Below are 24,844 nucleotides of genomic sequence, written 5' to 3'. Positions count from 1 at the left end.
ACCTTTTTTATGACCCTACGCAGTTTGTAGAAGTCATTATTTGACCGCCAATCGCCTGTAAACGGAAACGCAGGCAGAGGAATATCAAATGAAACTTCTGTACACCCTAAATGAAAGACCGCCTCACGGCTTAACCCTTCTACTCGCATTGCAACACATGCTCGCCTCGATTGGTGGCATTGTCGCTGTCCCCCTTATTGTCGGCGCCTCCATCGGCCTGCCCAACACAGAGATCGTCTCACTGATCAATGCAGCGCTATTGGCGTCAGGTATTGTGACTGTCGCGCAATGTCTTGGTTTTGGTCCAGTGGGGATTCGACTGCCCGTGGTGATGGGTTCAAGCTTTGCCTTTTTAGGTGTGGCTATTTCGATCGGTAACGAAGGTGGTGTCGCCGCTATCATGGGCTCGGCGCTTATCGGCTCGTTTGTGGTCATTGGTGCCAGCTTCTATATGGACAAGGTTCGCAAGCTATTCCCGACCGTGGTAAGTGGTGTGGTGGTTACCTTAATCGGCTTAACCATTTTACCGGTTGCCATGAACTGGGTTGGCGACTCTCCTGCCAACACGGAACAATTCGCCACTCTACCTAAACTGTTTCTCGCCCTTGTATCGCTAGGCATCGTGGTTGGTGTATCGGTTTACTGTAAAGGCGCGGTTGCGGCCTCCGCTATCGTGATTGGCCTAGCAGGCGGTTACATTGTGGCGCTATCGCTTGGCATGGTCGACCTTGAACAAATCAGCTCTGCCGCTTGGGTCGGTGGCCCTGAACCTTTCAAGTATGGCTTTACCTTCTCTGCGAGTGCCATCATCAGCATGAGCTTGGTGTACATCGTAGTTATCGCCGAAGCAACCGGTGACTTCATGGCACTTGGCAACAACTGCCAAACCCAAGTCAGCGGTAAAGATCTAAAACGTGGATTACTAGGCGATGGCCTTGGCAGCACCTTATCTTCGATTTTAACAGCGATGCCACTAGCATCATTTAGCCAAAACGTTGGTATTGTTGGTATCACTGGTGTTGCAAGTCGCTATGTAGTAGCTGCAACAGGTGGTTTACTAATTTTAGGCGGTTTATTCCCGAAATTAGCCGCAATTGCCGTCACGATCCCTAAACCCGTATTAGGCGGCGTGGGCTTTGTGATGTTCGGAATGATTGCTTACGCGGGTATCCGCATGTTGATCAAAGCCGCAGACACCAAGCGAAATGCCTTGGTAATCTGTGTAGGGTTGGCATCTGGTTTAGCTGTAACATTCGAGCCAAGATTGTTGCAACACTTGCCGCATGATTTGGCAAACTTCCTGCACTCTGGCATTACGACTGGCACCATCATGACGGTTGTTCTTAACCTTGTATTGCCGAAGTCTTCACGTGCAGAAGAACAAGAAGCGTTAGCCGAAAGCCAAGCGCAGGTTGAGCTAGAAATGAAAGAACAAGCTGAAGAAGAACTACACTCAAACGAGCAATCAGAGATTCAACAAGCAACAACAGAACCTGACGTTCAAACGGCATCAGAAAACCCTGAGCCAAAAACTAACTAGATGATTCGCTAATTAGCGTTAAAACGATTTCCGTAGAATCACGGGCGTAACTAGAACACTAATTGTTTCATCGCCCTTGATTCGAATTTATCTTTCAACAACAAATACCAAATAAAGACCCTCTTCCCTGAAAAGGCTGAGATGGCTAAGGACTACTATGAATGGAAACCATCTGGATTAAGAATCCTCTCGCAATCTACACTGGCTCACTTGCTGATGCAGAAGGCGGCATAGTCATTAAAGGTAATAAAATCATTGAACTGGTTGGCAAACACAAAGAGCCGACCTCCCCCGTAGATTACAGCGTCGACGCCTCTCGTCATGTTGTGACTCCTGGGCTTATCAATGCGCACCACCACTTCTACCAAACCCTGACGCGTGCCTACCCCGGCGCACTCAATAAAGAACTCTTCCATTGGCTACAAAGCCTCTACCCGGTTTGGGCCAACCTCGATTCTGAGATGATGAGCCTAGCTACAGAGCTGGCGCTGGTTGAATTAATGATGTCGGGCTGTACTACTGCATCCGATCACCACTACTTGCTACCTAATGGGCTTGAGCACGCTATTGATTTACAAGTCGAGGCCGCAGAGAAGCTGGGCGTTAGAGCCATATTCACACGTGGTTCAATGAGTCTTGGGGAAGATGAAGGTGGGCTACCTCCACGACACACCATTCAAACCGAACAAACCATCATTGATGACAGCCAGCGCTTGATTCGTGATTACCACCAGCGTGATGAAGGCGCGATGATTCAAATCGCACTCGCGCCTTGTTCGCCGTTCTCGGTCACCACCGATCTAATGAAAGAGACCGCCAAGATCAGTGAGCGTGAAAACGTCATGATGCACACGCACCTGTGTGAAACCTTGGATGAAGAGGACTTCTGTATTGAGAAGTTTGGCTTGCGTCCCGTTGATTACCTAGAAGATGTGGGGTGGCTGAATGAGCGCACTTGGCTCGCACATGGTATTCACTTCAACCCAGAAGAGATCAAGCGTTTGGGTAAAGCAGGAATAGGGATCAGCCACTGCCCGACGTCCAACATGATTCTAGCTTCTGGTATTTGTAAGAACAACGACCTCGAAGCCGCTGGCGTTAAAGTCGGCCTAGGTGTTGATGGTTCGGCCTCCAATGACGGCTCAAATATGATTGCCGAAGTGCGTATGGCGATGTATCTACAACGTCTGCAATATGGCTCGGCAAACGTATCTCACTTCGACGCACTGCGCTGGGCAACATCAGGCTCCGCACGAGCGATGGGCAGAACCGACATTGGAACGCTAGAGGTCGGTAAACAAGCCGACATCGCGATGTTCAAGCTCGATGATATTCGTTTCTCTGGCAGCCACGATCCACTTGCAGCACTACTACTCTGCGGCGCTCAACAAGCGGACAAAGTAATGGTTGCCGGAAAATGGCGAGTTAACGATGGTTCGGTGATCGGCGTAGACATGGAGCAACTAATGCACCGTCACCACGCCGCTGCGATGAAACTCGGTAAACTGGCAATGAATAATAACTAACGCCAATGCTTGCCCATCATAGTGTATATATCACTATGATAGGCAAGCTTCCTTAATACTGCTAATACTAATTCACTCCTGACTATTAGATACGCCGTCCTATTGGTTGTTCTTCCCTTAAATATCCAACCAAACCTCACCCTACAATTAACATCACTAATTTAATTATTGCTAATTTAAATCTAGCTAATTTAATTAAATCTAAATATTAAACCTCTTAGTTATTTGGCACAGGTCAAATTTAAAACGCTTGTTCTATTTATATAAATATCAATTCAATCAACAGATTTAGTAATAATCACAACAATTATTATAATTACATTTTTATCATTTAACTCATTGGTGAATAGAATAAAAATCGCCGACGCCTTTCTAGATATAGCCTGAAGAAAGAATGGAAACGAATGATTTAAATATCACCAAATTCAATAGATCAACAATCAAACAATATGAATCCCAATATGTGATCTAGATAGAACTTTTAATTATAAATTTGCTATAGATTGACCAAATCTTATAAAAACAAAAATCACATTAATGGAGAGTGTATTTAAAACCCACAGCATAATTACAATAATAACAATATAAAGAATTCAATAAACCCGCATAAATATATAAATACCATTTTTATGGTAGGGGAATTTATTGTCTCTGAAAAAGCTAATAACAAATCTAACAGGGATTCAAACATGAAAAAAATCACACGAACACTCGTATTATCTTCGATCTCGATTGGACTGCTTTCATCTTTTGCTTTCACTTCTCAAGCAGCGCCAATTCAAGTTAATCAAGCGTCAGCCGAACAGAACATACCTCAAATCACCTACGATACGATCATCGGTGAAAATGGCGTCTTTATCGATCTAGAAACCGACAATTTCATCCTCAAACAACAAGAGTGGTACCAAATCCAAGCTTATGTTGAGGGAGCACTGGCACTGCCTGTCACAGAAACCAGCATGAAGTCGGCTTTTAGCATTCCTAACGACATCCCTTTCTCTAACTTCCAAGCCTTAGTTCAGCAGTACTCAAATATCCATGACACCGCGTTCTACTGGAAAAAGGACCTGTACCCAAGCATCGTTAACCTATCACTAAGCCTGGCTAACTACGCGCAAATTAAAGATTACATGCTTAACCCTTTGAGCGACGCCCTCAATGAGATGTTGGCAAAGGCATTCTCACCGTTGCCAGAAGATATCGAAGCCGTTGAACGTAATCAAAAAATGGCGATTGCTTACCTGAAAAGCCTGCAAAACTTTTCATTGAGATACCAGCAAGAGGTGTCCGATGTGGGTGATAACTTGTTGGACTTCTCTGCGCAGCTAGACACGCAAAAGCTACAGCTTGAAGTGTTAGAAGGCACACATAACGGCTATCTAACGGATGATGGCAGTGCACTTCAACAGCAAGTAAACGACATCAATGCCCGAATCGCGCAACTCAACAAAGACTACACTCACTACGTCACGGTTGCTTCTACCGCCGTTACCTACGCATGGTTCCCTTTGGTCGCCGTGCCAATCATGGGCGTCTACGGAGATAAAGCAGAGAAAGCACGTAAGCTTCGCAATGAACTGCAAAATGAAGTTAAAGATTTAGAAGAACAATTGTCTTACACACAAAAGGTATATAACTCTTACCATCGCTCTTCAGAAAGCATTGATCTTATATCTCAGCAAATTGAAGATGCTATCCCACATATTAATAAGCTGAAGTTAAATTGGCAGAAAATGAATACCGACTTCACATCACTGCTCGCAGCATTGGATGAAGCTCAAAACAATGCCGATATCATGAAAGACGACGCAATGCTTGGTGCTATCGGTGCATTAGCCAATACATCGGTTGCAGAAATGAACTGGAATAACATCAGCGAGAAAGCCAAGGCATTTGCAAATAATGCTTATATTCAAGAAATGGAGTAGTCCATACCCATCGATAAATAGCTCGGCAAAGCGACGCCTCGCTATAAGTTAAACCAGCAAGACCAATAAAAAAATAACAACAGAACCCCACGCCTTATGAAAAATAAGGTGTTGGTTTCTGCTACCCAAAATTTGGCTAATACTCATTTCGACAGGACATTAATATGAGAATTCTACCGATTATTATTTCTCTTTCATTATCTCCACAAGCTTTTGCTAGTGACTGGCTAGAACTTAATAACTTGCCTAATTCCACCGAATACCCTACTTGGGTTCAATCTGCTTATTCCGATGTCGATGTTCTCTCTCGCTCTACATCTGATCTCCACATCAACCTCAGTGACTGGATTGCGGAGCAGAACCTCTACGTGACTAAACCCTCAAAGATCGTCGTTTTTGCCGATACTATTGAGGTTCCAGAAAACTTCAACTTGGTAGTGAATAACCAAAACATTCTCATTTTTGCCCGTAAAATTGTCGGTCAAGGAGCCCCAACTTTCGTTCTCGGGCAACAAGGCGCGGCGGCATCAGTGACTGTAATAGCAGGAGAGATCGAAACTCCGATTAATGTCCTCGCCTTCCAAAACGATGGCAGCATCACACGAGATGCCCTTTCTGCAGAAGACGGCGATGGAACCTCTGTGGTACTAGCAGGTGAACACTACCGCAGAACCACCATCGACTCGAACATTACAGGGCAAATGAAACTGGCGACCACACCTTTTACCGACATTGTTAACCGCTCTTTTGATATGGCTGCCAGCTTATTCGACACCAACCCAGAGCTTAGCCTCGAACTGATTAACTGGATTGAGCAGAGTTTACGTCACGCCGGCTCTGTGGTGGAAGATGACCCTATCCTTTCAGACCTGTACCTACAAACCGTTGCCTTTAAACAGTTCATTAGTTTCAGCACTAAAGAGAGTAACTATGTGCCTTATCTCGACAAGGTGCTCTACCAAGGCAAATACGAAGCGTACCTGAATGCAATGATCGCGTATCAAGCACAGTGGGATATCATTCAAGACAGAAGTACGGTGATCGAAGACAAGATTGAAGCTGCGAAGTTAGCACTCGATAACATTGAAGACGTTCTCAGAGCACAAGACTCGATCATCACTCAAACCCAATCTAACATAGACAAAATAGGCGACAGCCTGACCGAAATCGACAGCCAATACAAAGCTCAAGAACTTGTGACACTGAGTGCAAGAACCACTTACTTAGTCGGTGTAGAAAACTGGAAAACTCAGCAAGAGCTCAATGCAGCATTGGCTATCTTCAAAGCCATCGCAGAGATTGGCAGTGCAGTGAGTGGCGTGTTCACAGGTAACCTTTCAGGCGTCAACGACCTCACCGAGCAATTGGCTAAAACGCCAGAAGCACTGGATAAAGCGAAAAACTTAGTCACCAATATCAAGACAGTCACGGGGATCATTGATAGCGTTACCAAGACTATTTCGGGCATCGCGCAGCTCACCGCCGATGTGAAATCGACCATCAAACTTCATAAAATCTCCGAAGCGATGGATGGCTTTGACTTTAATATTCCGACTTTGAATGAGAGTAATCTGGCCTGGGATCTGATGATCACCGAGATCCGCAGTAACTTAAGACTTGCTGATAGCTTGGGAATTAAAGGCGCGAGACAATACCTAGTCGAACTTGAAAAACAGGTGCTATTAGGCAAAGCAATTAACACCACTCAGCTTAACTTTGCACAAGAGCAAGCCAAACTCGTCGACCTATTATTGACCAAGAACGTCACCGCTAATCAACAGCAAAGATTGAGTGACGCCATTGAGAGTTATCAGGTAGACAGCGAAGGTTTCGACTCCATCGAGCGTGAGCTGTCGCGAGTGCTAATGCACTTCAAACGACCAATGTATGTGGCTTTATCTAACTATGTTCAGGCATACGAATACTGGGCGTTGAAACCAAGTGAGATCACACCTTCGCTGAATAAAAGTTACTTGGACTACCAGTTTGACCTCGCGTCCATAGAAAATGAGTATGTGAATGCACTCTCTTCATTCCAGCCAGCACCACAAGACTTCACTATCGACAACTACACCATCTCTAGCCCAGAGCAACTCGATAGCTTCGCAACCACTGGCGAGTTGAACTTCACAATTCCATTAGGGCAGGCACAACTATGTTCATTCGACCGAGTTAGACTCTCTACAGTACGTGTGTTCTTAGAAGGGGAAAACTTACCTTATGGCAAGCAGTTCAACCTTGGAATATCGAGTTCAGGTAACTATGCCGACCGCTATCAAGATCAGGATTACCAATTCAGTTCTAATCCGGTCGCACGGGCGTTTTACTACCGCTTAGATGATCCAACCACCAATGACGTTAGCATCATCACCGATGGCGCAGTGGCGAATAGGTTCGAGTATGCGTACTTCCAACCAACTCCATTCTCGACATGGAATGTCACCCTCAACAACTACGATGAGGCAGACCAAGCCAACAACCAATACCTAAAAGATGTCGAACAAATTAGGGTTGAGTTCTTAGGCAGTGGTATCCCGAATGGCAACAGTTGTTCTAACTGAAGTGAGAAATAACCAAGCTATCTAATAGCCATAAAAAGGCCGACATCTTGTCGGCCTTTTTGGTTTTATTCGATTAACTACTTAGCGTTTGGAGTCTAATCCATCAAGCTCTTCGACTTAATCGCTTTCTTAGAAAGTTCTTTGGCAAAGGCTTTAATATCAGCTTCAAACTCATCAACGCTTTGGCGGATTTCATCCAGTTGAACCGTCTGCATCACTCGGTTTTCCATTACGATTTGGCCGTTAACAATGGTGGTGTCGATGTTGCTTGGGTTCGCTTGATAAACCAGGGTCGCGTATGGGTCGTAACTTGGCATCATGTTCGCCGATTGTGTCTCTACAATCACGATATCCGCTTTCTTACCCGCTTCAAGAGAACCGATTTGGTCTTCCATGTGTAGGGCTTTTGCGCCACCTAATGTCGCCATCTCAATCACTTGTTCAGGAATCATGATGGTACGGTCAGAATGCTTTAAACGTTGCATGTTGGCTGCGTAGCTTAGAGTACGCATGATATCGACTTGGTTAGAGCTCATTGGGCCGTCTGTTCCCAAGCCGATTCGCATATCAGCACGGTACATATCCCACGCAGGTGCAATGCCTGTCGCCCCTTTAGCATTGGCCATTGGATTGTATGAGATACCCGCATCAGCTTGTTTCAATAGCTTTTGGTCATTCTCTGAAAGGTGGATACCGTGAGCAATCACTACGCGCTCGTCCAGTACTCCAATTTCATCCATGTATTCGACTGGCGACGTTGCCTTAGTTTCGTCTTTGATACGCTTTTCTTCATTCGGGAATTCAGCAACGTGAATCAACACAGGCACATCGTATTGAGCCGACAGTTTATTGATTTCTTGCAGTTTATCTTTGCTCACGGTGTACACCGCGTGTGGCGCATAAGCGGGTGTGATTAACTCATCGTTTTTGTACTGCTCAATAAAACCTTTAGCATACTCAATCCCGCCATAAGGTTCTTTGGCATCAACCACCGGGAACTTAATCACGGTTTCGCCCAGCACAGCACGCAAACCAACTTCTTTGGTCGCCTTGGCCATTTCGTCCATGTGGTAATACATGTCGGCATAAGTAGTTACACCGCTTTGTGCCAATTCGATAGAGCCAAGCTTAGTCGCGTTGTAAATCAGTTCACGGCTTAGCTTTTCTGCTTCTAGAGGAAAGAAGTAAGCGAACAAGCGGTTCGAAATGCCCTCTTCGCCTAAGCCACGAAACGCAATCATAGGTAAATGGTTGTGCGCGTTCACCATGCCCGGCATAACAATCCCATCTTGAGCATCAATCACCTTTTCAGCACGGTACTGAGCAATCAAATCCTCATTGCCCACCGCGATAATCTGGTCGTCTTTTACCACTACCACACCATCTTCAATCACATCCATTTCAGAGTTGATTGTTAGAACCTGTCCATTGGTTATGATCAGATCGGCGTTGTATGTTTGCGTCGCGACTGTCGAACCACAGCCTGCCAGTAGAACTGCGCTGATGGTGCATGCCAAGCTTTTAAGCGTCATTGCTAAACCTTAATGTTGTGCGTGTAATAAATATAGAAGTCTAATATTAGCTTCTAGCTTTGATAAAAATGACGGAATTGAATTTTTGCCGATACTATAACGCTAACTTTAAATAAAATGGCATACCTAATCGAGCCAAATTCAAGATAAATAAGTTATTGCACAACAGGTCACAAAAGTAGCTTTGCACATATGCTCACTCAAATGCACAAACAAAAAAGGCCTGCAATCGCAGACCCAAAAAAAACATTCAAATAACGTTAGCTTTTCACACCACAGCCTTTAATCACCAGTTGAGTAATGAACTCAGCGGCATCGGCATAGTCTTTATCATCGAGCTGCTCTTTCTGCATTACACTGCAAATCTGCCAGCCAAAGTCGGCGTAAGTTTGAGTGGCCGCCCAAATGGTAAACATCAAGTGGTGTGCGGGGACATCGTCCATTAGACCTTGCGCCGACCAAGTTGAGAACTTATCGAGGATCATCTGGGATTGTTTATACAGCTCGTCACCGATCTCTTTTGGTAACACTTTCGCGCCAGACATCACTTCATTGGCAAACACTTTAGAGGCGTGTGGATGGTCGCGAGAAATGATCAGCTTGGTTTGAATATACTGAGACAAGGCTTCAACAGGATCGCTGAGTTCTTCAATCGGACGAGACGCTTCTAGTAAGGGCTGAGTGACGGTTTCAAGCACAGCGTTGTAGAGCTTATCTTTAGAGCTGAAATAATAGAATACGTTAGGTTTGGGAATGTCTGCCGCTTTTGCGATGTCAGCCATTTTTGTTGCGGCATAACCATGAGTGGCGAATTGTTCACACGCGACTTCGATGATTAAATCTTGATTCTTTTGTCTGATCCTAGACATATTGCATCCTTTACAGCTCGTTACTGAAATCATAGTAATCAACGTGCTTCATTAGTCCAGAAGATAATTACAGAACTCAAGGTCACAGCATTGATAACAATAAAATGGTCGCTCTATTTGTTAAGAAGCGACCATTCCATACCCTGCGTTTGAACTGTCCAAATTAAAGAATCAATATCGCTCTGAAGTCATTCACGTTAGTCAACGTCGGGCCCGTGGTAAGAAGCACATCGACTTGCTTGAAGAAATCGTAACTGTTGTTGGCATCGAGGTAGTCTTGCGCTTTAAGCGACAGGCTCGAACCTTGTTGCCATGTTTGAGGTGTAATCCACGCGCCCGCATTATCTTCCACACCATCAATCCCGTCGGTATCGGCAGCCAATGCAAATATATTGTCTTGGCCTTTAAGCTCATTATACAAGCTCAACAAGAACTCACAGTTACGCCCACCGCGACCATTGCCTTTAACGGTTACTGTGGTTTCGCCACCAGAAAGTATCACGCAAGGCGCCTCAAATGGATGCTTATGATTGGCCACTTGCTTAGCCAGCGCAGCGTGAACCTTCGCGACATCTCGCGCTTCCCCCTCTATGCAATCACTCAACACATAAGCAGGAATGCCCAAGCCTTCAGCTTCTGCAGCAGCGGATTCCAATGCCGACATTGGTGTGGCGATAATATGGTGCTCGGCGTTTTTCCAACACGCGTCATCTGGTTTCACGGTTTCTGATTCTGGGTTGTTCAACCATTCAAATGCCGAAGGTGGTGTTTCAATTCGATAACGTTCCAGTATTGCCATCGCATCAAAGCGGGTGGTGGTGTCTGGTACGGTGGGGCCCGATGCAATCACACTGATGTCATCGCCCGGCACATCTGAAATCGCCAAAGAGACGACTCTTGCTGGGTAAGCGGCTTTTGCTAGTCGCCCACCTTTGATTGACGATAAATGTTTACGAACACAATTCATCTCATCAATGGCGGCGCCTGATTTGAGCAGCGCCTTATTGATTTGTTGCTTCTCTGCCAAGCTGATGTCGCCACCGGGCAGACTTAGCAAAGCGGAACCGCCCCCCGACAGTAGGCAAATCACCGTGTCGTCGGCGCTCAAGCCACTCACCAATTGCAGCATGCGCTGGCTCACTTCTAAGCCCATCGCATCTGGCACAGGATGCGCTGCTTCAATCACTTCGATATGTTCGCAAGGGGCGGTGTGTTCGTAACGAGTCACCACCAAGCCTTCAAGATCACGCAGTGCAAGATCTTGTTGTTTCTTTGTCTGCCAAACCGCTTCAAGCTCAGCTGCCATTGATGCGGCCGCTTTTCCTGCTCCTATCACCAAAGTACGCCCGGCTTGATTAGCAGAGCGATAAAAAATGTCTTGAGGAAGAAAAGGTTCGATGTGATTTTTAGGTAGCGCCTGATTAACAGCACTTGAGAAAAGGGTTTGTAGAAACTGCTTAGCATCAATGTCCATCAGCCACTCCTTAGTTGACGGAGAAAAAAAGAACCCCGATACAAGGCCAAAGGGTGCCTGCTAAGATCAAGTTGGAAAGGAACAACTTCAACCTCTGCCTCGTATCAGGAACGCGTATAAAAGGAGACGAAACTACGCGATTTATAAACAAACTGTTGGGCTACAAATCGATAGCAGCCCTAATTAATTAGCGAATCGAGTGGTCAGAACGTTTCTCAATCGCTTGGATAAGCGCAGAGTGGTCCCAACCTTCACCGCCCATTTCGGCGCACTCGCCAAATAGCTCTTGAGCGTTAGCCGTATTCGGTAGTGCGACACCTAATTCTTGTGCGCCCGTTAGCGCTAAGTTCAGGTCTTTCTGGTGAAGTGAGATTCTAAAGCCCGGGTCGAATGTGCCTTCAACCATACGCTCACCGTGCACTTCCAAGATCTTAGAGTTAGCAAAACCGCCTAGTAGCGCCTGACGCACGCGTGCTGGATCAGCGCCTGCTTTCGAAGCAAATACTAACGCCTCAGACACGGCTTCGATATTCAGAGCAACGATGATTTGGTTTGCGACCTTACAGGTTTGACCCGCACCGTTGTCGCCTACTAGCGTGATGTTCTTACCCATGATTTCGAACAGAGGACGAGCTTTATCAAACGCGTCTTGCTCACCGCCCACCATGATAGTCAGCGTTGCATTGATTGCGCCCACTTCACCACCAGAAACCGGTGCATCAAGGTATGACGCGCCGCCTTCATTAATTCGCGCTGCAATTGCTTTGGTCGCGATTGGCGAGATCGAACTCATGTCGATAACCAGTTTTCCAGCTGCACCGCCCGCCGTTAGACCTTTCTCAACGCCGTTGTCACCAAACAGGACATCTTCAACTTGTGGTGTATTCGGCACCATTAAGATAACGATATCTGCTGCTTCAGCCGCTTCCGCTGGTGAATGACAGACCGTTGCGCCCGCTGCCACAAGATCGGCAGGTGCTGCATTAAAGTGATCCGACAGAATCAATTCATGACCCGCTTTTTGAAGGTTACTCGCCATAGGTTTACCCATGATGCCAGTTCCGATAAATGCAATTTTAGACATGTTGTTCTCCTTAACGTTTGAGGGTTACCAGACGCAATTAACGGTACTGGTGCAGCCAATCAAGGCCTTCTGTCGTTGTCGTTTTAGGTTTGTATTCGCAGCCAACCCAGCCCTGATAGCCAAGCTCATCAAGGTAGTTAATTACGAATGGGTAGTTGATTTCTCCGGTACCCGGTTCGTGTCGACCTGGATTATCAGCCAGCTGCACGTGTGCGATTTGGCCAATGTTCTGCTGCATGGTCGGCGTTAAATCGCCTTCCATAATTTGCATGTGATAAATATCGTATTGGATAGAAAGGTTATCGCTCCCTACCTCTTTGATGATCGCTTTGGCTTGCTCAGTCGTGTTCAAGAAGAAGCCCGGAATATCACGGGTATTGATCGCTTCTATCACTAGACTGATACCTTCTGCTGCTAGCGCGTTCGCCGCGTAATGCAGGTTAATCACAAACGCTGATTGAGCGTCTTGTTGAGTGACGCCTTGCGGAACAATCCCGGCCAAGCAATTCACTTGAGTACAACCCAGTGCTTTTGCGTAAGCGATGGCTTTAGGTACACCCGCTTGAAACTCTTCAACGCGTGCAGGGTCGACCGCGATACCACGGTCGCCAGCATCCCAATCACCCGCGGGCAGGTTAAATAGCACTTGCTCTAGGTTATTAGCGTCGAGCTCTTGTTTAATCTCATCGGCATCAAAGGCGTAAGGGAAAAGGTATTCGACACCTTGAAAGCCCGCTTCTGCGGCGGCTTCAAAGCGATCCATAAAATCGACTTCCGTGAATAACATCGACAAGTTTGCAGCAAATTTTGCCATGACTCTGTCCTTATTCTTTATCTGTAAAAATCTGGTTGTTTGTAGTAAAGCCTCGCTCTATCGGAGGCTTTCCGTAGGGCTAAACCTCAGCTCTACGGATACACATTACTTAATGATTACTTGTACGCCAGCGCCGTTGGAGCATCGCCGCGGCTTTCGGCAAGCGGTTCAAATTCATTGATGGCATTGATCTCAACGCCCATCGCAATGTTGGTTACTCGCTCAAGAATCAGCTCAACAACAACCGGGACCTTATGCTTGTTCATCAGCTCTTTGGCTTGCTCAAACGCAGCGGCAATTTGCTCTGGTTCACGAACTCGAATCGCCTTACAACCTAGGCCTTCAACAACTGCGACATGGTCTACCCCGTAGCCTTCAAGCTCTGGTGCGTTCTGGTTATCAAACGCCAGTTGTACACAATAATCGATATCAAATTGGCGCTGCGCTTGGCGAATCAAACCTAGGTAAGAGTTGTTCACCAGTACATGGATGTATGGCAGGTTGAACTGAGCACCTACCGCCAGTTCTTCGATCATGAATTGGAAATCATAATCACCAGAGATAGCGACGATATCGCGATTTGGATCAGCCGCTCGGACACCCAATGCTGCTGGTGTTGTCCAACCTAGCGGGCCAGCTTGACCACAGTTGATCCAGTTACGCGGCTTATAAACATGCAGGAACTGAGCGGCAGCGATTTGCGACAAACCAATGGTGCTCACATAACAAGTGTCACGACCAAATGCCTTGTTCATCTCTTCATAAACACGCATCGGTTTCATTGGTGCTTCATCAAAATTGGTTTTACGCAGCATGGTCGACTTGCGTTCCTGACACTCACTTGCCCAAGCATTTCGGTTTGGCAGCTTGCCAGCATCACGCCACTCTTGCGCCACTTCAACCATTAACTCTAGTGCTGCCTTCGCATCAGAGACAATGCCTAAGTCAGGACAAAACACGCGGCCGATTTGGGTCGGTTCAATATCGACATGTACGAACTTGCGCCCTTCGGTATAAACATCGACAGAGCCTGTATGACGGTTAGCCCAGCGGTTACCAACGCCAAACACAAAGTCAGAGTTAAGCATGGTTTCGTTACCGTAACGGTGGGAAGTTTGTAGCCCTACCATGCCCGCCATTAAGTCATGATCATCTGGGATAGAGCCCCAGCCCATCAAGGTTGGAATCACTGGTACGCCTGTGATTTCAGCAAACTGCTGCAGCAGCTCAGATGCGCCAGCGTTAATCACACCACCACCGGACACAATCAGCGGTTTTTCCGATTGAGACATCATGGTTAATGCTTTCTCAACCTGCGCACGTGTTGCTTGTGGCTTATAAGGTTCAAGCGGCTCATAGGTATCGATATCAAACTCAATCTCAGCCAGCTGAACATCAATCGGTAGATCAATCAGGATTGGACCCGGGCGACCCGAACGCATTAAATGAAAGGCTTTTTGAAATGCGCGTGGCACTTGTGCAGGTTCCAGCACCGTGGTTGCCCACTTAGTCACTGGCTTAGCGATAGATTCAATGTCGACCGCTTGGAAATCCTCTTTATGAAGACGAGCACGTGGCGCTTGGCCTGTGATGCAGAGAATTGGAATCGAATCTGCAGACGCAGAATAAAGCCCCGTGATCATGTCCGTTCCCGCTGGACCAGAGGTACCAATACACACACCTATATTTCCTTGACTGGTACGTGTGTACCCTTCAGCCATATGGGATGCACCCTCTACGTGGCGAGCTAAGACGTGATCGATTCCTCCGAGCTTTTTCATAGCCGCATACATAGGGTTTATTGCTGCGCCGGGAACACCAAATGCGATGTCTACTCCTTCACGTTTAAGCACTTCTACCGCTGCTTCAATCGCTTTCATAATTGCCATTCGAACCTCCAGTTCAGATTGTATACAATTAAACTAACTTTTGTGTACTATGAACCATCCTCGCTATTTATCAACCCCAAAATGAAACAATTTTATTACATCACACTGCCACTTTGAGTAAGCATCAACCCTGAAAAGCTTACAATTCATTACTTTACATAAAATATCTTTACGTAAAAATAAATTCTAAAAAGACCAAATGATAAATAAATGTTAAATACCCTTTGCTTGTTTACAATTTATGCAATATAAATATCCTTAAAAAGAGTATTTTGTATACAAAGTGGCATCGTATTGTTCAAAGGAGACAACAATGATGAATGACGTAAAAGAGAGAGAAGAAGTACAATGTATGCAGGTACTCGGGAATATGGACAACCCCGAGTACAAAGAGATCTTGTCTAAAGATGCATTAAAATTCTTAGAAGCTCTCGTCAATAAGTTTGGAGATCGCCGTCATGCCCTGCTAAGTGACCGCGACATAAAACAAGCTCAATATGACGAGGGAGAGCTACCCAATTTCAGAAAAGACACCATTTCCATTCGCCAGAATAAAGAGTGGAAAGTGGCAACGCCGCCGCCAGAATTGCTGGATCGCCGAGTAGAGATCACCGGGCCTATCGAAAGAAAGATGGTGATCAACGCGCTAAACTCAGGCGCGAAAGTCTTCATGTGCTGCTTTGAAGATGCGTCTTCTCCTACTTGGGCCAACATGGTCGAAGGGCAAATCAACCTAAGAGATGCCAACCTTGGCACCATTAGTTATTTCGATGAGAAGAAGCAGAAGCGTTACCAATTAAACGACGATCCTGCACTGCTGATCGCACGCCCACGAGGGATCCACCTTCCTGAGCAATCCATCCAATTCAACAATCAGCCTATCGGCGGTTGCTTGATGGACTTCGCCTTGTACTTTTTCCACAACTATCAATCACGTGCACAACAAGGCTTAGGCGTTTACTACTACATTCCAAAGCTAGAAAGCATGGAAGAAGCACAATGGTGGGACGATATTTTCAGCTTCACCGAAAACTATTTCCATGTACCCAAAGGCACCATTCGCGCGACAGTATTGATCGAAACGCTACCAGCCGTATTCCAAATGGAAGAGATCTTGTACGCAATGCGTGATCACATCGTTGCGATGAACTGTGGCCGTTGGGATTACATCTTCAGCTATATCAAAACGCTGAAGAACCATAAAGACCGCATCCTGCCAGATCGTCATGGGATCGGCATGGATCAAGAATTCCTTAACGCTTACAGCCAACTGTTGGTACGCACTTGTCATGCTCGCGGCGCACTGGCGATGGGTGGTATGTCAGCCTTTATTCCAGCAAAAGATCCGCAAGAAATGGCGCGTGTGACTGCCAAGGTAATCGAAGATAAACAAAGAGAGTCTCAAAACGGCCACGATGGCACATGGGTCGCGCACCCTGCGCTGGTTGATTTGGCAATGTCGATATTCGATAAGCACCTCGATGGTAAAGTAAACCAAATGGATTTCCAAAGCCCAGAGCATGTAATCAATGCAGACTTATTGCTGAAACCTTGTGAAGGTAGCCGCGATGAAGCGGGCGTTCGTAAGAATATCCGCATCGCGCTGTATTACATCGAAGCTTGGATCCAAGGCTACGGCTGTGTACCTATCTACGGCCTTATGGAAGATGCCGCAACCGCTGAGATCTCAAGAGCCAATATCTGGCAGTGGATCCACCACGGGGTAACACTCGATGATGGCCAAACCTTTACCAAATCACTATTCCACTCTTGGCTTTACCAAGAGCTAGACACGATAAAACATGAAGTCGGAGACTCGCGTTATACAGCAGGTCGATTTGAAGAGACAGCCGATCTTTTCTATCAACTTTCTACAGCCGAAGAGTTCGCCGCCTTCCTAACTTTACCCAGCTATGGGCTATTACAAGAGTCCAGTTAGGACTCTTGTACCGAACTGAATCAGTCGATGATATCCACAACAAGAGTAATGATTGGCTGACTTAGCTTGGTACACGGCCCCTTGAAAAACTAGGAGATAACATGGGAAGTTTGACTCTACAACAAGCGTTAACCATCATTGATGGCACCTTAAAAGCAGGAAACAAGATCCACACTGAGCCTTTGACGGTCGCCGTCTTAGACAGCGGTGGCAAGCTGATTTCTTTGCAACGTCAAGACGGCTCTAGCATGATGCGACCAGACATCGCGATTGCTAAAGCGTGGGGGGCACTCGCACTGGGCTGTTCCTCTAGAAAGCTCGCCCAAGATGCTGACAACAGGCCTGCATTTATCTCCGCCGTAAACGTACTCGCACACGGAAACATGGTGCCAGTGCCAGGGGGCCTACTGATTCGAGATAAGGATAAAACGGTACTGGGCGCGATTGGGGTCAGCGGTGACATTTCAGACATCGACGAGAGCTGCGCCATTAATGGTATTGGTTGCGCAGAGCTGTTCAGTGACGAGATGCTACAAGCTTAATTCACTGTACTTGAATTTCTTAAACAGGAACAAAAAGCCGAAGCTATTAGGCTTCGGTTTTTTTATTCATACGTTGCGCCAACAACGCTAACGAACAAACGCCACTAAGCGCGCCCATTTAGCGTCTTCCTTCAATTTATTAGACAGCCAGTAATCAACACTAAACGATCCCGCGCCAAGTACCGCTAACGCTAGATACCCACCAGCAACAGAGACGTTTTTGTAGAAGTGAATCATTTGCCCCGATGAACTTGGGTCGAAGTGAAACATAACACCAGAAACCAAAGAGAAAAGCGCAATCGAGAACGCTGTAAAGCGAGTCATACACCCAGCTAGAATCGCAAGCCCACCACCGAGTTCAAGCAAGATAACCAAAGGCAACAAGTGAGCGCTGACTCCTTGAGAAGCCATGTATCCCGCCGTTCCTTCATAGCTAAATAGCTTTCCCCAACCCGCTTGAATAAACAAGTAAGCCAATAAAATACGAGCGAAAAAAGTCAGTGTGTCGTTCAATCTAGTGTTCATAGTTCTAAGCCTTGATAAGTTTCATTGCCGATAGGTTATTCGGCTTAGCATTAAGATGATAACGAGAAAAATAGAACAACTTGTTTGAAATTTTAGTAGACATACTTGCATACAAATTACTGGCTAAATCCGAAGATTCAACAACCTCAATGCTGATACCATTGGCTTAAATTCATTGAAACACTTGTCCCATTTTTATTGATTTTATGAAGACTTTGAAGAAAACACTGCCGCTCGATACTTTACAAATATTGGATGTTCTACAACGTGAAGGGACTTACTCGTCAGCCTCTGCGCACCTCAATCGATCCGTATCTGCATTAAGCTATCAGATTCAAAAGTTGGAAGACGAACTCGGTATCTTGATCTTAGATCGATCAGGGCACAGAGCCGTGTTTACTCAAGTCGGTAAAATGTTGGTGGAAAATGGTCGACAATTGCTAACGGGATCAGATGAACTCATAACCCAAATACAACGTTTCTCAAGTGGTTGGGAAAGCGAACTGTTTGTTTCTTATGACGGTATTATCGGGCAAGACATTGCGTTATCACTAATCGCTGATATGGCAACGGAGTGCAGCACGCAACTGTATGTCCAAGAGGATATTTTGTCAGGAGGCTGGGAGGCGTTAACCACAGGAAAAGCAGATATTCTTATCTCATCGATGCCCAATATCGAGCTACCGAATACCGTGAACAGTAAAACCATCGGCAGGGTAGAAATGATCTGGGTGGCCGCAAAAAATGCACCCATTTTAGACGAGAAAAATCCACTAAGTGAATCAACACGACGTGAACACACAATCATCGCAGTTGCAGATACCGCTAAGTCAGCGCCTAAAATCACCAAGAATATCTTGCTGAATCAAAAAACCAGTACGGTCAGTTCAATGAGTAGTAAGTTGACGGCAATTCAACGTAATCTTGGTATTGGCACTCTACCCAAGCAATTAATAACATCCGAGTTAGAAGACGGAAGTTTAGTGGAAATTGGCCACGCAAGAACCGTTGATATCGTGCTCGCGTGGCAAATAGGCAATATGGGGAATGCAAAAACACTCGCTTTGAAAAAGTTAGAAAAGTGCTGGAGAGCATCAGCTCAAATTCACTAGGCCTATCCCCTATCCGGGCACTCTAGATATCTATTTATCTCTTCCAATGAATCGGCTTTGTTGAATACTCTCACCGTCGGGATTCGTTACTTTAAACTGGTAAACTCTCGGGATATTACCTTTGTAGAAAAATGCTCGTCCATTCTCAGTTGTTTCTTGTACTTGTTGGCCTCGAATGTTGGTGGTCACTTGAGCATTAGCAAGGCGTTTACCATCTTGGTAAGCCGTCACCACCACTCCATTATGTTGCTCGAAAATCGACATTTTCAACTCGGCATGAGATGCAAATGAGGCTGCGAACAGTGCTGTGCTAAGGGCAAATTTAAATTTCATTTCAGTAATCTCTGTATTGTGGGAATACGAGAAATATACGGATGGGGACTCTCTATTGATAACGGGAAGTCTTAAATAGGATGTCCTAAATTATTGAATTACATCGATGGAACTTGTTCTATTTTCTGGTTCAGTGTCGCCCCAAATTAACCGACACAAAATTACAGACACAAAAAAACCGAAGCCCATCACTTCGGTTTCAAATCAAATTAAGCTCGTTCAGTTCACTGAGTTCAGCAAGCCGATTACTCGTAAGCACTCAACCATGTTTTTAGCAGCTGGTTAGTATTCTTCTTCTGGCTAGCAGACAATGATTTAACCAATTTTTTTTGCATTTCGACATGTTCAGTCATCATTTCATCGATCAGAACTAGGCCATCTTTGGTCAGTTTCACACTCACGCTTCGTCTGTCTTCCTTACTGTGCTCTCGACTTATTAACCCTTTGGCTTCCAGTTTATCAAGACGATTGGTCATCGCGCCTGACGTTAGCATCATTGAGCCAATCAGCTCTGAAGGCGTCAGTCGATATGGCTTTCCAGAGCGTCGTAAGGTCGCCAATACATCAAACTCGCCCAACTTCATGTCGTACTTTTTATGCAGGTCGGCAACTTGCGTTTCCATATACTTGGCAATACGCATAATTCGGCCCATCATTGCCATAGGCTCAGTTTCTAATTCGGGCTTTTCCTTTGCCCATTGCTCTACAACGCGGTCGATAGCATCCATTTGCAATCTAGCTCCGTTATTAGTCTGATTACTTTAAACTAGTTTAACATAAAGATACTTTACAACCACTAGTTCTCAGTATACAGTTCACACAATAGTTATCTTAACGTAAAGATATTTTAGATGAACATATTATTAGCAATGATTCCCGCATTCTTCTGGGGAACAACTTATGCAGTGACGCAATTTACGCTACAGGAGTGGCCACCACTATTACTAGGTGCTTTGCGTGCATTACCTGCTGGTTTGTTATTGCTAGCGGTAAAACCGACACTGCCGAAAAAAGGCGAGTGGCAAATCATTTTCACTCTAGGCCTGATCAACATCGCGACCTTCTTTGGTTTGATCTTCGTGATGGCACTAACCCTGCCTTCAGCGATTTCAGGCGTGGGGATGATCTCTGTACCTGTGTTCGCAATGATCTTCCATTGGGTAGTGAAGAAACAGCGCCCGCATTTGATTCAAGCCTTGTCAGGTATTGGCTTGATCACCTTAGCTTGGATTCTATTCAACCCAAGTCAAATCGCATTGAACCCTATCGGTTTAGGCGCCATGTTTGCCGCTATCATGTGTATCGTTATCGGCAGCAGCATTACCAAATCACTGGGTAATCGCATGCACTGGTGGAAGGTACTCACATGGCAGCTCATTCTGGGCGGTACGATTTTGTCTGTCGCGTCTGGCGTTCATGCCTTCATCGACCCACAGCCTTATGTTAACGCTGTCACTCATTTCGATACTCGTAATGCGATGGGCCTATTGTGGGTGATTGGGCTAAACACGGCACTTGGTTACGGCATGTATGTGTGGTTGCTGCAACGTATGTCTGTAGTTGATTTCACCTTCGGTGGCATCGCTAACCCAGTAGCAGGTATCGTTACAGGTATGGTGTTGATGGGTGAATCATTCACTGCAGTCCAATACTCACTAATGACAGGCATGATCGTGATGTCGCTGCTACCGCAACTTATTCTTGCAGTCAGACAATCCAAGCAAGTTAAGCCTGTTACTCAATAGTAATCGCATACAGAAAATACCTATTCCAGAGCCCAACAAACCCGCCGAGTGCGGGTTTTGTTTTATTAGCATCACATCCATATAAGTTTTCTATTTGTTCTCAATCTGTTACCAACTTATGATTAAAGAACTCATAATCATTCGGTGCTCCTTATGGCAAAAGATCTATTCTCGAACTTAGATTTAAATTTACTTCGCACTTTTATCATTCTTCATCAAGAAAGGAACATGCGTAAAGCCTCCGAGCGCCTATTCGTATCTCAACCTGCGATAAGTAAAGCTCTACAACGATTGCGCGATCATTTCGACGATGAACTATTTGTCAAAACGCATCACGGCTTACGTGCAACTGAACACGCAAATATGTTGGCTGAGAGTATTTCACCTATCTTGGATGACCTATCCTCGGCACTCAATAATAGTAATGAGTTCGATCCTAGTGAACTACGCGGTCCATTGAAATTAGCTTTGTCTCCATTTCTTTTAAGTTCACTATCTAGCAAGTTGTTCAATGCAATTCGTTCTCAAGCTCCACACGTTCAAGTTCAGCTATTAAATTGGTCTAAAACAACGATGTCAGACATCATCAATGATGAAGTTCTGATTGGCTTCAATTATGAAATTAACCACGCCCCAAAAGAACTATTACAACAGCCGATCGCACAAGACAGCTTTAAGGGCTATCTAAGAGAAGGGCATCCTTACCAGAAAGATTTCATTGAAATCAAAGATGGTGTGAAGTTTGAACTGGCGACGATCATTGCTATAGACTGGAATTCTCATCAAACAATTGCTGAAAAAATTCTAAAAATCAAAGGGCTTGACGCCAGAATAGGCTTTCGCTCCGAGCTTCCATCAGCAGTTATCGACGTAGTGCAAAACTCCGATATGATGTTTCCTGCCTCGAAGTTTTTAGGAATAGAGAAGAAAACCTCTTTACGAGCTATCGATATCTTGTTTGATAACAAAGATATTAACCCTGTCGTTTGTGCTTATTTTCATCACAAGAATCGAAACAGCCCAACAACTCTATGGCTTAAAAAGATACTTGATAACCTTATCAATAATAACCAGTAGTTATCAGCGTCTTTACTTTCCTTTATTAATAACTAAACGTTAATGCCTCTATTCCTTTAAGGGATTAGAGGCTTTTTTGTTCAATCCATATACTTCTCTCATCGGCTAGGAACGCCACATAACACTGCAAGAAGCAACTTAAGTTCCTAAACAATTATTTGAGAGTAAACCATGAAACTAAAATTACTGAGCACTGCTATTGCGGCGACATTCCTTGCTGGCTGTTCTTCTTCTGGTTCAAGTGATAACGGCGGCGGTATTGATCCACAAGACGGTATTGCTGACGTTACATACTTCCAAGGCGAAAACCTACAAGCAGCAATCATTAGTGGTGATGAAGGTAATTACCAAGCTAATTTATTGCAAGGAAGCAATGGTAATACGGTCATGCGCTTAAATGGTACAACCTATGTAACCAATGGTGATGAAGTAAAAAATGCTCAAGGTGAAACCATTGGCCATATACAAAAAGAAGGTTCAGAGCTTATCTTTCATGGCAACAATGGTGGAGAAGCAGTACTTAAAGTTGAAAATGGCCGTTTAATTATTTCTGAAACGATAAAACCAGCCCCACAACTACCACCTAAAGATGATGATTCATGGGATGGAGATCATGGCTGGGATGTCACGAAACCTGCTCCAGAATTACCACCTAAATGGGATGGCGATGAAGGACACACAAACCCATTTATACCAGTGACAATTAATGGTGTTGATTATGTTATTGATACAACAACTAACTTAGTCACAATTGATGGTGTTGTTGTTGGTGGAGCTGAATATGATGGAAAAGGTCGAATCGTATTTACTGATTTCTCTACTGGCGAAACTATGCAAATTGGAAAAGACAGCAACGGTAATATTACCATCATCAGAGGTGATGTAGATAATGGATGGGGTTGGGTAAACCCAGATAACGACTTACCTGAATTTGATGGCGGTTGGGATAATCCAAATAAACCTTACACTGTCGAGTTTAGTAAAGAACACCAACAAGCTTACGTGTACAACGAAGAGGGTAAAACGGTATTAATTATTGAGCCAGGTGATACTCATGGATCGTTTGAAGTTCGACTAGGTGCCATGAACTCTGACGACGTTTATGTTATTTATCAAGACAATCGTGGGGAATGGGTAATTGATTGGGAAAAATCAAGCATTGATGGTGAATGGGGAGTATCTCCTGATTCTGAAAAACAACTACCACCAAGCTTAAATGACCAACTGATTACTAGCATTGAATCTGGACAAAATACTGACGGCTCAACATGGATTAGTATTAATGACAAAGCGGTAAGTATTATTATTAATGACGGGAAAATTGTTGATGTAAATATCTCTGATAAAGCAAAGAAAGTAATTGCTGAACGTATTGAGCTTCGCTCAGATTTAAATGCAGAGCAAATTCGTCAAAAGGCACAATCTCTATCTCAAGAACAACGTCAGCAAATTAAGCAAGCTGTAAAAGACCGTGTTAGTCGCAGCTAATCAAAGACAATAAATATAAAAGCAAAGGAGCCGCTTATTAGCGGCTCCTTTTTATTTGAGAGTTGGGAACACGATGAAACGACTATTAATCACTTTATTGATACCCCTTGCCGTATGTGCAAACGACCATCAATTACAAACATTAAATTATCATGAGCCAAGCTTGAGCTTTCAAACAGCTAAAGCTGGAGACAACTGGATAGGTACTGTATCTGGAGTTATTCAAGCAACTGAAGAGATCAACATCAGTGCAGAAATTGACTCGGAAGGTTACCTAGAAATAGGAACTGGTTACGGCTTGATGCTGGGTAACTTTTACACTGAAGCTTTCGTGAGTTATGGCCGAGCAGACCTTATCGATATCTACGATATCGGCTTATTTGGTGGCACCGCCATCACGAACAATATTATGGTGTTTGCGAACACATCGCATGAATGGCGCGATGTTTCTTTATCCCTCATAGATATGACAGATAGAGAATGGAAAAACACTATCGGGACAAGTTACTCTCCCACGGAGTTTATGAACTTTTCCTATTCATTCAGCCATGATCGCCAATTAACGGGTTCAAAAGGTTATTACAACAGCCAAGACATCACTTTTACCCTGAAACCCAAATGGGTGGAGCCTTATGTGAAATATACATTCGGTCAAAAGCGCGTTAGTCCAGGAGATGTATTTCGTTCAGATGGCAGCGTCGAACTAGGCTTCAACCTTCGTTTTTAGTTTACCGTTTCGTGTGGTAGCTCTCACCCCTTTATAGTCTGATTCAGTAAAGGGGCTTTTTTATAACGAATACACTTCTTAAGATCCCTAAGTAAACCCACTAAGAACCTACATTTAAAGAATTTGCTCATCTATCGTA

Annotated in this window: 20 protein-coding genes; 11 read left to right on the top strand and 9 right to left on the bottom strand. The window is 44.9% G+C overall.

Annotated features, from left to right (window positions below; all coding sequences use genetic code 11):
• The first annotated feature begins 88 nt into the window (after positions 1-88).
• The 4 genes from CWO27_RS04780 to CWO27_RS04765 all read left to right on the top strand — a co-directional run bounded on the left by CWO27_RS04780 (position 89) and on the right by CWO27_RS04765 (position 7,555).
• A complete protein-coding gene (locus tag CWO27_RS04780; protein ID WP_057622808.1) occupies positions 89-1,540 on the top strand; it encodes a nucleobase:cation symporter-2 family protein in 1,452 nt (483 codons plus the stop codon).
• A 161-nt stretch (positions 1,541-1,701) separates the two neighbouring features.
• A complete protein-coding gene (locus CWO27_RS04775; RefSeq protein ID WP_107898635.1) occupies positions 1,702-3,066 on the top strand; it encodes an 8-oxoguanine deaminase in 1,365 nt (454 codons plus the stop codon).
• A gap of 689 nt (positions 3,067-3,755) precedes the next feature.
• The gene (locus CWO27_RS04770) at positions 3,756-4,994 is read left to right on the top strand and encodes an alpha-xenorhabdolysin family binary toxin subunit A (protein WP_102431566.1); all 1,239 of its coding nucleotides are present in this window, start codon (positions 3,756-3,758) and stop codon (positions 4,992-4,994) included.
• Between the two features lie 164 nt (positions 4,995-5,158).
• Positions 5,159-7,555, top strand: coding sequence for a hypothetical protein (locus CWO27_RS04765; RefSeq protein WP_107898634.1), 2,397 nt, complete (start codon positions 5,159-5,161; stop codon positions 7,553-7,555).
• A gap of 95 nt (positions 7,556-7,650) precedes the next feature.
• Here the strand turns inward: CWO27_RS04765 and CWO27_RS04760 are convergent, their stop codons facing one another.
• From CWO27_RS04760 to gcl, 6 genes are all read right to left on the bottom strand, one after another.
• Positions 7,651-9,087, bottom strand: coding sequence for an amidohydrolase (locus tag CWO27_RS04760; protein ID WP_102530224.1), 1,437 nt, complete (start codon positions 9,085-9,087; stop codon positions 7,651-7,653).
• Positions 9,088-9,347: 260 nt separating this feature from the next.
• Positions 9,348-9,956 carry a TetR/AcrR family transcriptional regulator gene (locus CWO27_RS04755; RefSeq protein WP_046223041.1) on the bottom strand — a complete coding sequence of 203 codons (609 nt, stop codon included), beginning with the start codon at positions 9,954-9,956 and terminating at the stop codon, positions 9,348-9,350.
• Between the two features lie 163 nt (positions 9,957-10,119).
• A complete protein-coding gene (locus CWO27_RS04750) occupies positions 10,120-11,430 on the bottom strand; it encodes a glycerate kinase type-2 family protein (RefSeq protein WP_107898633.1) in 1,311 nt (436 codons plus the stop codon).
• Positions 11,431-11,617: 187 nt separating this feature from the next.
• Complete coding sequence (locus CWO27_RS04745) at positions 11,618-12,514, bottom strand: 2-hydroxy-3-oxopropionate reductase (protein WP_107898632.1); 897 nt, start codon at positions 12,512-12,514, stop codon at positions 11,618-11,620.
• A 37-nt stretch (positions 12,515-12,551) separates the two neighbouring features.
• Positions 12,552-13,328, bottom strand: a complete 777-nt coding sequence (gene hyi / locus CWO27_RS04740; RefSeq protein ID WP_107898631.1) for a hydroxypyruvate isomerase — start codon at positions 13,326-13,328, stop codon at positions 12,552-12,554.
• A 116-nt stretch (positions 13,329-13,444) separates the two neighbouring features.
• Positions 13,445-15,217, bottom strand: coding sequence for a glyoxylate carboligase (gcl, locus tag CWO27_RS04735; protein ID WP_081229031.1), 1,773 nt, complete (start codon positions 15,215-15,217; stop codon positions 13,445-13,447).
• A 313-nt stretch (positions 15,218-15,530) separates the two neighbouring features.
• Between gcl and aceB the strand changes: the two genes are divergently transcribed.
• Positions 15,531-17,156 carry a malate synthase A gene (gene aceB, locus CWO27_RS04730; RefSeq protein ID WP_102433250.1) on the top strand — a complete coding sequence of 542 codons (1,626 nt, stop codon included), beginning with the start codon at positions 15,531-15,533 and terminating at the stop codon, positions 17,154-17,156.
• A gap of 101 nt (positions 17,157-17,257) precedes the next feature.
• Positions 17,258-17,698, top strand: a complete 441-nt coding sequence (locus CWO27_RS04725; protein ID WP_008220964.1) for a GlcG/HbpS family heme-binding protein — start codon at positions 17,258-17,260, stop codon at positions 17,696-17,698.
• A gap of 87 nt (positions 17,699-17,785) precedes the next feature.
• Here the strand turns inward: CWO27_RS04725 and CWO27_RS04720 are convergent, their stop codons facing one another.
• Positions 17,786-18,223: a DoxX family protein gene (locus CWO27_RS04720; RefSeq protein ID WP_102433251.1), complete on the bottom strand. Its 438-nt coding sequence runs from the start codon at positions 18,221-18,223 to the stop codon at positions 17,786-17,788.
• A gap of 206 nt (positions 18,224-18,429) precedes the next feature.
• Between CWO27_RS04720 and CWO27_RS04715 the strand changes: the two genes are divergently transcribed.
• Positions 18,430-19,335 (top strand): LysR family transcriptional regulator, encoded by a 906-nt coding sequence (locus CWO27_RS04715; RefSeq protein ID WP_102433252.1) that lies wholly within the window; start codon positions 18,430-18,432, stop codon positions 19,333-19,335.
• A 30-nt stretch (positions 19,336-19,365) separates the two neighbouring features.
• On the opposite strand, the gene CWO27_RS04710 is transcribed toward CWO27_RS04715, so the two are convergent.
• A complete protein-coding gene (locus CWO27_RS04710; RefSeq protein ID WP_102433253.1) occupies positions 19,366-19,668 on the bottom strand; it encodes a hypothetical protein in 303 nt (100 codons plus the stop codon).
• 245 nt (positions 19,669-19,913) lie between these two features.
• A complete protein-coding gene (locus CWO27_RS04705) occupies positions 19,914-20,396 on the bottom strand; it encodes a MarR family winged helix-turn-helix transcriptional regulator (RefSeq protein WP_004737459.1) in 483 nt (160 codons plus the stop codon).
• 123 nt (positions 20,397-20,519) lie between these two features.
• Here CWO27_RS04705 and CWO27_RS04700 point away from each other — a divergent pair, with 123 nt between their 5' ends.
• From CWO27_RS04700 to CWO27_RS04685, 4 genes are all read left to right on the top strand, one after another.
• Complete coding sequence (locus CWO27_RS04700; RefSeq protein WP_102433254.1) at positions 20,520-21,413, top strand: DMT family transporter; 894 nt, start codon at positions 20,520-20,522, stop codon at positions 21,411-21,413.
• A gap of 153 nt (positions 21,414-21,566) precedes the next feature.
• Complete coding sequence (locus tag CWO27_RS04695; RefSeq protein WP_102433255.1) at positions 21,567-22,490, top strand: LysR family transcriptional regulator; 924 nt, start codon at positions 21,567-21,569, stop codon at positions 22,488-22,490.
• 171 nt (positions 22,491-22,661) lie between these two features.
• Positions 22,662-23,978 carry a hypothetical protein gene (locus CWO27_RS04690; protein ID WP_102479874.1) on the top strand — a complete coding sequence of 439 codons (1,317 nt, stop codon included), beginning with the start codon at positions 22,662-22,664 and terminating at the stop codon, positions 23,976-23,978.
• A 73-nt stretch (positions 23,979-24,051) separates the two neighbouring features.
• Positions 24,052-24,705 (top strand): hypothetical protein, encoded by a 654-nt coding sequence (locus CWO27_RS04685; RefSeq protein WP_102479894.1) that lies wholly within the window; start codon positions 24,052-24,054, stop codon positions 24,703-24,705.
• Positions 24,706-24,844 lie beyond the last annotated feature (139 nt).

Source organism: Vibrio sp. 10N.286.51.C3, from assembly GCF_003050065.1.
Classification (GTDB): Bacteria; Pseudomonadota; Gammaproteobacteria; order Enterobacterales; family Vibrionaceae; genus Vibrio; species Vibrio crassostreae.
This window is presented reverse-complemented; position numbering and strand designations above follow the sequence as displayed.